At 64.2% G+C, this 11,067-nt stretch carries 13 protein-coding genes and 1 pseudogene; 8 read left to right on the plus strand and 6 right to left on the minus strand.

Annotated elements, in window-relative coordinates; genetic code table 11:
• Positions 1–472: IS5 family transposase (locus ACPYN9_RS17050; RefSeq protein WP_424468065.1), on the plus strand; the 472-nt coding region annotated here is incomplete at its 5' end.
• On the opposite strand, the gene ACPYN9_RS17055 is transcribed toward ACPYN9_RS17050, so the two are convergent.
• On the minus strand, positions 469–1,272 hold the full coding sequence (locus ACPYN9_RS17055) for a recombinase family protein (protein WP_424468067.1): 804 nt from the start codon (positions 1,270–1,272) through the stop codon (positions 469–471). The two genes, ACPYN9_RS17050 and ACPYN9_RS17055, sit on opposite strands and share 4 nt — an antisense overlap.
• A gap of 29 nt (positions 1,273–1,301) precedes the next feature.
• Between ACPYN9_RS17055 and ACPYN9_RS17060 the strand changes: the two genes are divergently transcribed.
• A complete protein-coding gene (locus ACPYN9_RS17060; protein ID WP_424468069.1) occupies positions 1,302–1,949 on the plus strand; it encodes a hypothetical protein in 648 nt (215 codons plus the stop codon).
• 143 nt (positions 1,950–2,092) lie between these two features.
• Here the strand turns inward: ACPYN9_RS17060 and ACPYN9_RS17065 are convergent, their stop codons facing one another.
• The 4 genes from ACPYN9_RS17065 to ACPYN9_RS17080 form a co-directional block, all read right to left on the minus strand.
• Entirely contained in the window at positions 2,093–3,205 is a 1,113-nt protein-coding gene (locus tag ACPYN9_RS17065) for an alpha/beta hydrolase (protein WP_424468071.1), read from the minus strand.
• Between the two features lie 248 nt (positions 3,206–3,453).
• On the minus strand, positions 3,454–4,152 hold the full coding sequence (locus ACPYN9_RS17070) for a hypothetical protein (RefSeq protein ID WP_424468073.1): 699 nt from the start codon (positions 4,150–4,152) through the stop codon (positions 3,454–3,456).
• Positions 4,149–4,604, minus strand: coding sequence for a hypothetical protein (locus ACPYN9_RS17075; RefSeq protein WP_424468075.1), 456 nt, complete (start codon positions 4,602–4,604; stop codon positions 4,149–4,151). Before ACPYN9_RS17075 ends, ACPYN9_RS17070 begins: the two co-directional genes overlap by 4 nt.
• A 5-nt stretch (positions 4,605–4,609) precedes the next feature.
• Positions 4,610–4,969, minus strand: coding sequence for a hypothetical protein (locus tag ACPYN9_RS17080; RefSeq protein WP_424468077.1), 360 nt, complete (start codon positions 4,967–4,969; stop codon positions 4,610–4,612).
• A 360-nt stretch (positions 4,970–5,329) separates the two neighbouring features.
• Between ACPYN9_RS17080 and ACPYN9_RS17085 the strand changes: the two genes are divergently transcribed.
• Both ACPYN9_RS17085 and ACPYN9_RS17090 read left to right on the plus strand, forming a co-directional pair.
• Positions 5,330–5,722 (plus strand): hypothetical protein, encoded by a 393-nt coding sequence (locus ACPYN9_RS17085; protein WP_424468079.1) that lies wholly within the window; start codon positions 5,330–5,332, stop codon positions 5,720–5,722.
• Positions 5,723–5,798: 76 nt separating this feature from the next.
• Positions 5,799–6,149 carry a hypothetical protein gene (locus tag ACPYN9_RS17090; protein WP_424468081.1) on the plus strand — a complete coding sequence of 117 codons (351 nt, stop codon included), beginning with the start codon at positions 5,799–5,801 and terminating at the stop codon, positions 6,147–6,149.
• Positions 6,150–6,208: 59 nt separating this feature from the next.
• Here ACPYN9_RS17090 and ACPYN9_RS17095 read toward each other — a convergent pair whose 3' ends face one another.
• Positions 6,209–6,583, minus strand: coding sequence for a winged helix-turn-helix domain-containing protein (locus ACPYN9_RS17095; protein WP_424468083.1), 375 nt, complete (start codon positions 6,581–6,583; stop codon positions 6,209–6,211).
• A gap of 189 nt (positions 6,584–6,772) precedes the next feature.
• Here ACPYN9_RS17095 and ACPYN9_RS17100 point away from each other — a divergent pair, with 189 nt between their 5' ends.
• From ACPYN9_RS17100 to ACPYN9_RS17115, 4 genes and pseudogenes are all read left to right on the plus strand, one after another.
• The gene (locus ACPYN9_RS17100; protein ID WP_424468085.1) at positions 6,773–9,139 is read left to right on the plus strand and encodes a hypothetical protein; all 2,367 of its coding nucleotides are present in this window, start codon (positions 6,773–6,775) and stop codon (positions 9,137–9,139) included.
• A gap of 364 nt (positions 9,140–9,503) precedes the next feature.
• Positions 9,504–9,851 carry a hypothetical protein gene (locus ACPYN9_RS17105; RefSeq protein WP_424468087.1) on the plus strand — a complete coding sequence of 116 codons (348 nt, stop codon included), beginning with the start codon at positions 9,504–9,506 and terminating at the stop codon, positions 9,849–9,851.
• 318 nt (positions 9,852–10,169) lie between these two features.
• Positions 10,170–10,556 (plus strand): annotated as a pseudogene (locus tag ACPYN9_RS17110) (glycosyltransferase family 39 protein); the annotation flags it as partial.
• 53 nt (positions 10,557–10,609) lie between these two features.
• Complete coding sequence (locus ACPYN9_RS17115) at positions 10,610–11,014, plus strand: hypothetical protein (RefSeq protein WP_424468089.1); 405 nt, start codon at positions 10,610–10,612, stop codon at positions 11,012–11,014.
• Positions 11,015–11,067: the final 53 nt, after the last annotated feature.

The raw sequence follows: 11,067 nt of genomic DNA on the forward strand, positions 1-11,067 counted from the left end.
CCTCTCGACCAAGATTCACCAGCTCGTGGACGGGTCCGGACTGCCGTTGGTGATCGAGGTCACGCCAGGCCAGGCGGGCGATTCCCCGATGTTCCTGCCACTGCTCGAGCAGTTGCGCGTCGCTCGCCCGCTCGGGCGTCCTCGGACGAGACCCGACGCGGTCCTAGGTGACAAGGCCTACTCCTCGCGGGCGATTCGCGCGCACCTGCGTGAGCGCGGGATCCGGTCGGTGATCCCGGAGCCCGCCGACCAGCAAAGGAACCGGAAACGACGAGGCTCCCGCGGCGGTCGCCCCGTCGGTTACGACCGGGACGACTACCGCGGACGCAACGTGATCGAGCGTCGCTTCTGCCACCTCAAGCAATGGAGAGGCCTCGCCACCCGCCACGACAAGCTCGCCCTCGTCTACCGCGCAGCCGCCGCCCTGAACGCAGTCATCGCTTGGAGCAGGGCTTTATCAGACACGCCCTAGATCCCGGGGAGGACTGGTGGATGCAACCCCGCGGCAACATCAGGCGTCAGCACGATCTCGCTGCTGGCTTCGCGTGCGACGGCCCGCCGAACGGATGCCTCCCCCACGCTCAGGATGTTGGCGATTTGCCGGAAGCTCATGCCGGCCTCAGCTCGCATTCGCAGCGCTTCCCGGGTCTTGTCTTCGTTCATGACAGTGGGGCGTCCGCCAACCCGGCCTTGTCGGCGCGCATGTTCAACTCCTCGCTTTGTGTTCTCGCGAATCGTTGAGACGCGCAGCTGCGCGAGCACTGCCATGAACCCAAGCATTGCCTCACCCATGGGAGTGGTCGCGTCTATGTCGAGAAACGGCTCCGTGAGACTGCGGAGTCGAATACCCCGCGTCGCGAGCGATCGAATTTCCTCGAGGGCCATCTGTTCCGTGCCTGCAATTCGGTCCAGTGCGCGAATGGTGAGCATGTCCCCTTCGCGCAAGTATTCGAGGCACGCCCGCCACCGAGGCCGATTGGCGATGCGGCTGGATTCGCCGTGATCGACAAAGACCTTGACGCACCCTGCCGCCTCGAGCTCGGCAACCTGCGAGTCCACGTTTTGGGCTCGCGTGGAGACGCGCGCATATCCGATGGTCGATGTCATGAAGTGAGCGTAGCGCTGTGCGTCAGAAACGGTGACTACCACCTTTCGGCGCGTTTTGGTTTCGACGCGGAGTTTCGGCGCACTCGGAACCGGCGTGTCATTGACGTCAACAGACTCGACGACTGCCGCGTCGGAAACGATCGTTTCTGGCGCAGCCCACCCCACCGTCTTACATTTAATGTAACTTGTTATGCATGAGCACAGCCGCGAACAACAAGAGCCCGGACATCAATAGGCACCGCCTGCTTGAGTCGCTGGGATGGCTCAAAAAGGCGGCCGGAGTCGACGATGAATACCTCAGCCGTTGGCCATCTGAGGCTTGGTGGCAGTGGCACCTGGCGATGCGAGCAGATCCGCAGGGCCCGAATCCCGCGGTGCCGACCTGGATGCGACCACTTCTCGGTCGGTGGCACCGGGACTTTGGAATGCCGTTCCCATGCGTGGGGCAGCTCTGGCCGACGACAAGGGAGTGGTTCGGTGAAGCTGACACCCACGCGGACCTAACACTCAGAGTCGAAACCACGACCGATGGCGGCGAGCCGAACCTCACACAACTTCGTGCGGCCTGGACTCGGGCCGTCGACTTGCACTTGACCCCCGTGCTGTCCATGTCTCTTGAGCCGGCGGCACCCTGGGGCGAGGCTGTGGTCGGCACGATCGAGGCGTTCTACGTGATCGGCGGGAAGGCCCCCTGGCAAGAGCACGAGGAGGCCCTGGGGCCGGACGACCGCGCTTCGTTCGCGCAGATCCTCGGCACCCCTGGCGCGTCGACTTCCGTCATGCTCACCAATAGTGACACCCAGGGCTTGCCGCTGCTTGCATGGGAATGGCTCTACGGGTAAACGCAGGGACACCCCTCTCTGTCAATGAGGCGACGTATCCCCTGGCGCAACCGAACCCCGCGCCAGTCGAGAAGTTCGGCAGCAGAAACCGAGGGCGCAAAAGCGGGCGCAGCACGGTTTTGTGGCACCCAGCCGAAGGCTGGTTAGTCCGCGACGGGACGCGAGTGACTGACGCAGAACTCAGCGACGATCGAGTCCCAGCGCTCGGCGTCACGATTCCATTCCATAGTGTGGGGCACGTGCGGGAATCGTTCGACGCGAACGCTGGTGTTCAGTCGTGCGAAGTGCTCGAGTTGCATCGTCGGCACGTCTCGATCGCCGTCGCTCGTGATGGCGAGCACGGGGATGCTCGTCTCCATCGGCAGGTCGAGGTAGTTGCGATGCAAGGGAACAGGGACCGGGATGCCCGCTGCTCGATGCAGGATGGGTGCTTGAATCAGTGCGAGTGCGGCCGCGAACAAGGGACGCGGGATGAATCGGCCGCGACGCCTGTAATGCTCGAGGACGCCTCGCCAGTCCAGGGGTGGGTCGATGAGTACGAGCGCGCGCACTGGAAGGTTCGTTGCTTGAGCCAGCCCGAGTGCGACGTGAGCCCCGAGTGACCAACCGACCAGAACTACGTGACTCGCGCCGGCTCTGCGCGCGAACTCGATACCTGCGTGGACGTCGCGTCCTTCGAGGGCACCGAACGTGGTCCGGTGCGGGTCAGCGGCAGCTCGCCGGTCTCCGTAGTAGGGCGCCACGAGCGAGGTGAGGCCGGCGCGCGTACAGGCTGGCACTCCCCGCAGTGCGCTGTGGAGGGTCGCCCCTTGGCCGTGAATGTGGACCGCCCAGGTGCTGCTCTTGGCTCGTTCGTTGAAGATCCACCCGTCGAGTATCCCGGACGTCGCTGCAATTTCCACGGTACGGTGCTGCCCTACTTGGCCGGGCGTGGAGTGGTAGACCCCGGACCAGCGCACGGGTCCAGGCGTGAATCGGCCGGTGGTGTTCTCGAGCTCACGCGTGACTCGCTTGCCGTCGTCGTGAATGACGGCGCCAAGCTGCGCGTGTGCCCCGCTGTCCGGGTCGATGACGGCATAGCGGCCCGGTAGGCGCGTGGTGTGGGTGCTCGCGAAGGTGATCTTGTTCTGGTCGACGGCCAGGAGCTCTTCGCGCCGACGGGTCGGGGTGACTCGCGTGATTGCTCGAGCAAGGAGCGTTGTCACGCCGGCGACGGTGATGGCGAAGCCAACAGGGAGCCAGTAGCGTGTGCGCATCAGTGACGGCGGAGCGTCTGATCGACGCGAGCTAGCAGCGCCTGCTGATCTGGGCGGAGGGAGGCTTCGATATCCGGGTGACGGAGTAGTGCATCGCGAACCTCAACGTGCAACCTGTGCACACGTTCGTCGAGTGCGCTGGCCTGCACGGCTGGGAGCTCGTAGTCGGCCGCTTGAACCTGTTGCCAGAGCTCCTCGAGCGGAACGAGGCTGCGAACGAGTTGGTAGCGGGTGCGAGTGGCACTGACCTACCCCATCACTGCCGGAAGGGCTGCGCCGATCGACATGGCCACGAGGGCTGGCGCGTAAAGCGGCCAGTACCAGCTCTGCAACTCACCCAGGGTGGCCGCATCGCCAGCGACGTGGACGACGTCCATGGCTACAACGAGGGCGGACAGAGCGACAGCAAAGACGCAGCCGACACCGACGAGCGAGAAGCCGATTCGGTATGACCAGCGGTTCATGCGCCAGGCATAGACCGCACAGACATAGGCGCCGGTGCCAGTCACCACACCGATGAATACGAACTGGAGAATCGAGTACAGCGACGCCGCAGGCTGCGCCCCGTAGTCGATCATGAACGACGTCGACGAGCGTGGGGCATCGATGAAGAAGAAGGTGACCGTGATGACGGCCAGGGATGCGGCGAGGAACCACCGCAATGGGGTTCGGACAAAGCGTGCACCTACCGTCCATGCTGCCCCGATGACGGCCAGGAACAAGAAGTAGAGGCCGGTCATGAGTAGAGCGTTGGCGATGAGGTCGGCCAGGTTGCGTCCGCCGAGAACGGCGTCTACGGCGAGGTAGACGCTGTCGATGTTGAGCGTGAGCGAAACCGTGATCGTGAGCGCCGAGTACAAGACGCTGTGATTCTTGCGACGTCGAGCACGCAGGAGTTGCGCGAGGACGAGTGCCCACAGGAACGCGGCAACAACTTCGGAGATCATCCCCAAATGCCCTCGAACGAGCCGGGCTCGCGACTTGAGGACCTGATGAGCGCTGCGAGCGTATCAGCGAGTCGTTCGGCAGCGAGCTCGAGCTCGTCGTGGAACGATGAGCGCGCAAAGACGCGCACCCCGGGGAGGTCCGGAATGAATCGACTCATGTGTTCCTCAAGGTCGTCCGATTCGTCGTGGCGGAGGAACATGTGTGCCAGCTCGTGCAGGATCAGTTGCTGCCTGTGCACCTCGGAAGGTGTGGGGGCATGCAGGATGACGTCTCGACGCTCTGCTGGGAGGGGTATCCAGTATCCGCAGGTGTCGCCGGCAGTGAGCGCTTCGAGTTCGGAGATCTCAACCGTCGTGCCCCGGCGTGCACCGATGAGCTGTGCGAGGTACGGAATGTCCACGCTGGACTGGCCTCGCAGCCCTTGCAGTTCAGCCACCACGAGGTCATCCATGGGGCTCACTCCTTAATGTCTCGATTGAGGAAGTCAGTGATGGCTTTCAACGTTTCCGGAGAGACTCCGTCAAGCGTGCGAGCGGCGAATGCCTTGACCCTGCGGGCTCGCAGCGAGCGGACGAACTCCAGTTGCGAGTTGACACGTTCGGGGACCTCGCCGCTATCGCTCAGCAGATACGAGGCCGGCACGTCGAAGATTCGCGCCAGCCCTTCCAGTAGTGGGCGGTCCTTCACGTCGTACATCTCACCACTGAGGATGTATGCCCACCGTGCCCGGGAGAGCGTGATGCCCTGCTCCTTCAATCGCTCCGCAATGAGTCGATAGGTGTATGGCTCGCCGTCATCAGCCTGCACAACGTCCATGAGGAGATTCATGCGTCGCGCTAGCTCGTCACGGGGTAGTCCGCCCGTCACATCCATTTTCGTCCTGTTTCTTTCTTAACTTGGACGTGTCCAGGTCCGTACCTAGACATGTCTAGCAAACTGTGCTCAGATATTCAACGGGGGAGCTAGACAAGTCTAGCAACCGGCCACCAGGCGACTGGTTGGCACCTTTGGGGGGCCTCACGCGACCGGAGCACCGGCCTCGAGCACATCGCACGGTGACGTGACGAGTCGAGGAACCAGACGTCACAGGTCGGCCAACCACGTGGTCGCATGCCCCTCGGGTCAAGCGCTACGCTTAGCCCAAATTTCGAGCTAGAGATACGGTAAGGTGCACACATGATGGACGCTCAACCCCGGGCAGACGCGCAGGATCGGGTTTCGCCACTGGCCCCCACCTCGCACTACCTTGAGCTGATTCACCCGGATCATGACCCGGACATGTTCCCGCCGTACCCCGGGGGACATTTCCTGCACATGCTGGCCGCTGGTCCGAAGCACGCGAGCGATGTTGCTCACCATCTCTGCATTGGGCCCGCCGCGGCTCAGGAGATGTTGGATGAGCATGTGTCTCGAGGCCTGGTGCTGCACGAGTCTGGCCTGTACTCACTCTCAATCCATGGCGTGCTCGATGCGCTCACAACGGTCTGGCCGAAGCGGCGGTGGCAGCACGAGCGCCACGAAGCCGGGGATTTTGACTGCACCACGTGCCTCGTGTCTGGGGACAAGTAGGAGGCCTAATGGCGATCAGCCTGAGCAGAATTGACGCACTCGGTATGCTTGCGCGGAACAAGCAACTGGGAGATTCATGGCCAAGTCTGACGAGCTCCGCGAGCATGTGGTGTCGGTGCGCCTCTCTGATGCCGAACGCAATGCCTGGGAGCACGAATCGTCGAGCGATGGCTACCGTCAAACAGCTCGCTGGACGCGTGAGCTCGTGAACCGCGAGATCGCTCAGCGCTCAGACGGCATCAATCAGGACCGACGCCCCGTCGAATCCCGCCTGCTCAAGCCACTGCGCGAACACACGAAGGTGCTGAACCGGATCGCTCGGCTCCTGTCAGCCCTGGTCGAGTCGGGGCAGGTTCTCACCGAAGAGGACCTGCGCCGCATTGAAGTGGCCGTCCTGCACGCGGGTGACGACGAACCAGACAGGTAGCGGCGGCAAAGTAAAGGGGCGGGGGTGAAATCCCGCCCCTTTACTCATCCTGAGGGCTACTAATCAGTCGCGACCGAGCCCGCCTTGCCGAGGTGTGCGTGCAAGAGGTCGGTGAAGCGGTCACCCACGGTGTCGTGAAGGTACTCGAACAGGTGCTCCCCCACAGCGTCGACGTCGAGCTGGTAGCGGCGCGTGGTGTCCTCCGCGACGAGCACTGGAGTGACCCAACCCATGGCCTGAAGCTCCTTCATGTGCCGGTGGGTCGGGTGGTAATCGACGTCGATGGCTTTGGCAATCTCCGGCACCGTGACGGGTTCAGTCTGCCGAATCAGCAGCTTGACGATCTCGGTGCGGATGGGCTGCATTAGCAGGCCGCGCTGCGCCATGGCTCCAGCCACTTCTGGGTCGGGGTACTTGGCAACATACGAAGGCACGCCTCCATTGTGGCCCCTTTCTGTCAGAAACGTGCGATGCACCTCCCACGGGAGGGTGTGGTGGATCTCACCCTTGGACTTGCAGTAAATGTTAGTAGTGCTATTTACTGTAACAGTACAGCTTTAATCGAAGCATGTGCGGTACGTACACGTCCACACGGCGCGCCTCAGTCGTGCCGGGAGGGAACCATGGAAACCACAACAAAGGCTCCAACGAAGCGCCACCGCGCTCGGCGGGCAACACTCGGAGCGTTGGCGTTCGCCGTGCTCGCGGGGTCGGTCATCAGCGGCGGTGTTGGTGCCAACGCTGCCGTCTCGACTCCTGCTGGCTCAGCGACGTCCACGCTCGACGGCACGCTCATTCAGGGTGGGAAGCCAAACGCCGGCACGACGACGCTCTTCGCGTTCGCTGCGGCCGGCGAGCAGCTGCACGCGGAGTTCGAGGCGCACCACTTCGCTGAGAACCCCGCTACGCAGGGTGGCCGCGTCGTCATCAAGGACCCGGCGGGCGCCGTGGTCTATGACTCGGGCGAGGTCACGGCCCCGTCCGCCACCCTCGGTGGCACCTTCACGTCCGCCGTCTCCGGCAACTGGTCCATCGACATCATCGACCTCAAGACGCAGCCAGCAAACGACTACGTGGCCGCAAACATGGAGTGGTCGGTAGCCGTGCTCGGCTCCGACGGTCAGTCCAAGCCGGGCCGCGTCTGGTCGGAGTCCCTCGCAATCCGGTCATCCGGCGTCGCAGATCACGTCGTCTACGCGATCAACTCAGCGGGTGCCAAGTACAAGATCGACCTGAACGGCTACGACGGCGTGGATTCTACGCTGGTCATGAACAACATCGGCAACGCGAAGAAGGGCGAAGGCGTCAGCGTCTTCAAGTCCGTGCCGCAGCAGCACAGCCCGGAGCTCGATGGGGCCGGCGCTGACTACTGGACTCCTGCGACCGCTGGCGAGGTCGAAGGCCTCGATTCGTTCCGTCTGTTCCTGGACGAGCCTGCCGCGGATCTCCCGGCGTCGGTCGAGAACTGGGGCGATGGGCGCAGCAGTGACACGTGGGTCAACCCCGCCCTGCAGGAACTCAGCCTCAAGATCACCGGTTTCGCGCGCGATGCGGAGACGGCGAACGCGGGCACCATCACCGGTGAGATGACCGGCGGATCTGGCGTCGTCTCGGTCAACATCGACGCCGACGGCAACGGGTCCTACTCGGATGCTGTCGATCGCCACGAGAAGGTCCAGGTCCTCGAGGAGGGCCCGTTCTCGCTCAAGTGGGACGGTCTCGACGCGGCCGGCAACCCGGTCAACATCGAGGTTCCCGTCAACATCGAGGTCGCGACCGAGCAGGCGAACCCCCTGCACTTCATCCGTAACGACACGGAGACGTCCATCGGTGGCCTGTCAATCACGACACTCAACGGGCCGTCGGCGGGTGACTCGTCGCTGTACTGGGACGACACCATGTTCGAGGGCGCAACGAGCGCCGAGCGCTGGTCGACCACACCTCAGTTCAAGAGCGACGGCACGCCGTCTGCCGGCGGAGTACACGGCTGGGATGCAGGCGGCGACTCGCCCAACCAGAACAACGGCGTGACCGGCTCGTGGGGCGACATGCGCATCATGGACGACTGGGCCTTCCAGAAGGTCGAGGCGCGCGACGCCCTCACCGTGCCGCTCATCCCCGCATCCCTCGAAGTCACCAAGTACGTCAACGGTGAGGACGCGAACGACGCCGACACCGCGGCTGAAGTAACAGACGGCAAGCCTCTCGAGTTCACGGCGACCATCGTGAACAAGGGTGGCACGACGCTTGACCTGGCCCTCAGCGACGACGTGCTCCCGGAGGGCGCGTTCACCTGCGACACGATGGTGCTCGCGCCGTTCGCGTCGACCGAGTGCAAGGCGACAGGCGACGTGCTCAAGCCGGGCGAGTGGCACCAGAACACCCTCACCGTCATCGGCACGCCGCCGAACGGTGGCCCTCCCGTCAAGGACGAGGACCCGGCGAACGCGTACAACCCGGGCATCAACATCGTGAAGTTCATCAACGAGAAGGACGCGAACACAGTGGCCGATGCTGTAGAGCTCAAGCCCGACGCGGACGGCAACGTCAAGGGCGTGGTTACGAACCCGCTCAAGGTTCCGGTCACGATCAAGGTGACGGACGACGTCATCGCGACGGACAAGATCACCTGTGAGACGTACGAGCTCGCCCCGGGTGCGTCGACGAACTGCACGGCGATCCTGCCGGCTCTGGGTGCGGGTGTGCAGCACGTCAACACCATGACCGTCGAGGCGACCACGCCGAAGGGCACCAAGGTCACCGACAACGACCCGGCTCACGCGTTCACGACCCCCGCCCCGACGCCGACCCCGACGCCGACGACCGTTCCCGCTAAGCCGTCGCAGCCTGAGTCGCTCGCGACCACGGGTGCTGAGCAGGCCGCGATCGGTGGCGGCATCCTCCTCGGAATCGCTGCCCTGGTCGGTGGCGTTGTGCTGATGGCGAAGCGTCGCAAGAACGCTGAGGGCGAGGCAACCAACGAGAGCTAACCCCTAGCAACCCCTGAACTGACGGCCCACACCCAACCCCCCGGGTGTGGGCCGTCGCTTTAACCGAAGCGGAGATGCGATGTTCCACCCGACCACTGCGCCAGTCGAGACACTCCTGACGCCTGATGTTCCGATCCGTCGTCGTGACGCGCGCCGATCGCGGGCGCGCACACGCGCGCGCCGGCGGCTGCGACGTGCCGTTCTCTACACGCTCGGCGCGGGCGCGATGGCACTCGGAGCCGCAACACTCGGCCTTTCCCTGTTCGCCCCACACCTCGTCGAGCGTGGTTATGGCGAGGCTCGTGCTGCGGCGAACGAAGCTGCACTTTTGTTGGCTCCCCCGGCAACTGCGAACGGGGAACGAATGCCAAGCGTGCGTCTCGGAGATTTGGGCTCTGAGGCCCTCATGGATGCCTGCGACGGCTCCTTCCCGCAGCTTGAAAGCTACGCGGCCCAAGATGGCCTCCAGCCTGTCTACGCAGCCCACAACGGCTGTGGCGGCGACGTGATTCTGCCCTGGTCAGTTGGTGAGCGCGTCGAGGTCGTCGCCGCCGATGGCTCTGCCTCGGTCTACGTCGTCTCCGACTTCCGCGACGTTGCCAAGTTCGGCAGTTCCACGCGCGATGTTCTGGGGCTCACCGGGTCACTGCTCTTGCAGACCTGCCACTGGGGCGACCCCCAGATGCGCTTCGTCGCGCTCACTGCCGCGTAATCGCGGCCCCTCCCCCGCGACGAATCGCCGTCGTGGTCCCCTTGCGCCCCAGTGCGCCGAATGAAAGACCGTTCATTGACTACACACTCCCTCACCAAACCGGCCGTCGTCACTCCCTCTGAGTCCCCATCTGTTGCGGCGCACGGGCGCCGGCGCTTGTCTCTGTCCGCCGGGCATCGGCGGCTCGCTGAGCTGATCGCGGCCGCCGTCGTGTTCCTCTGGGGTGCGTACTTGAGTCTTTGGAACGTGGGTGCCGCAAACGAGAACGTCGACGAGCGCGCATACATCGACGCGGGTTGGGCGTACGTGCACGGGGACATGACGGCGAACCTCGAGCACCCACCGACCGCGAAGTACCTGTACGGCCTGGCGCAGCTGCTTGGCGGTCAGGGCCTGGTGTCCGGCCGCGTGCTTGCCGGGATCTGCGTACTACTCACGGGCGTCATCCTGTGGGCCTGGTTGCGTCGTGAGCTCGGCGGAGCCTTGACGCTCATCCCGGTCCTCCTCTGGTTCGGGCTTCCGCGAGGTAACGACGACACCATTGTTCGCCTCGATCGGTTCGCCTTGCTGGAGCCCGTCATGGTGCTGTTTCTCGTCGGGGCCGCGGCAGCGGCTTGGCAGTGGTATCGCCGGGACAAGTGGTGGTGGATCGCGCTATCGGGCGCCCTGATGGGGGCCGCCGTCACGTCGAAGGTGTCCGCTGCTGTTTTCCTGCTGCGTTCCTCACGCTGGCGTTCGTTCGCCGCCCGTTTTGGCGCGTGGCTCGCGACGTCGCGATCTTCGTCGCCGTGCTGGGGGCCTCGTTCGTCGCCTTGTATTGGCCGGTCGATATGGTCGCGGCGATCACCTACATGCTGGAAATGCAGTCGGAGCATAACGAGGTCGGTCATATGGTCGCGGTGGCCGGCGAGGTGACCGCGACGCCTCCGTGGTGGTCGAACCTCTGGTACATGCTCGTCGGGATGGGGGCTCCGGCCCTCGTCGTCGTCGGCGTCGGGAGCGTGGCGGCGCTCGTCGTCGCGCGGCCGTCGCGTCTGGTGCTGTTCCTGAGCACGGGGCTCGGGGCCTTGCTCGCGTTCCATCTGTTCGGCTCGAACGTGGCCCTGTCGCACTACTACACGGCGTGGTTCTGGCTCATGTGTGATGTCTCGGGACATCGGTGACAGTTCTGTATCAGGACATTGGTGACAGTTGATGTCTCAGGACATCGGTGACG

The organism is Pseudoclavibacter helvolus, from assembly GCF_049707175.1.
GTDB classification, from domain to species: domain Bacteria; phylum Actinomycetota; class Actinomycetes; order Actinomycetales; family Microbacteriaceae; genus Pseudoclavibacter; species Pseudoclavibacter helvolus_A.

Coding starts and splice junctions, on each gene's coding strand:
- ACPYN9_RS17105 (WP_424468087.1), top strand. CDS start 9,504: ATGCCAAGCGTGCGTCTCGGAGATTTGGGCTCTGAGGCCCTCATGGAT.
- ACPYN9_RS17070 (WP_424468073.1), bottom strand. CDS start 4,152: ATGATCTCCGAAGTTGTTGCCGCGTTCCTGTGGGCACTCGTCCTCGCG.
- ACPYN9_RS17085 (WP_424468079.1), top strand. CDS start 5,330: ATGATGGACGCTCAACCCCGGGCAGACGCGCAGGATCGGGTTTCGCCA.
- ACPYN9_RS17065 (WP_424468071.1), bottom strand. CDS start 3,205: ATGCGCACACGCTACTGGCTCCCTGTTGGCTTCGCCATCACCGTCGCC.
- ACPYN9_RS17075 (WP_424468075.1), bottom strand. CDS start 4,604: ATGGATGACCTCGTGGTGGCTGAACTGCAAGGGCTGCGAGGCCAGTCC.
- ACPYN9_RS17080 (WP_424468077.1), bottom strand. CDS start 4,969: ATGGACGTTGTGCAGGCTGATGACGGCGAGCCATACACCTATCGACTC.
- ACPYN9_RS17100 (WP_424468085.1), top strand. CDS start 6,773: ATGGAAACCACAACAAAGGCTCCAACGAAGCGCCACCGCGCTCGGCGG.
- ACPYN9_RS17060 (WP_424468069.1), top strand. CDS start 1,302: ATGAGCACAGCCGCGAACAACAAGAGCCCGGACATCAATAGGCACCGC.
- ACPYN9_RS17090 (WP_424468081.1), top strand. CDS start 5,799: ATGGCCAAGTCTGACGAGCTCCGCGAGCATGTGGTGTCGGTGCGCCTC.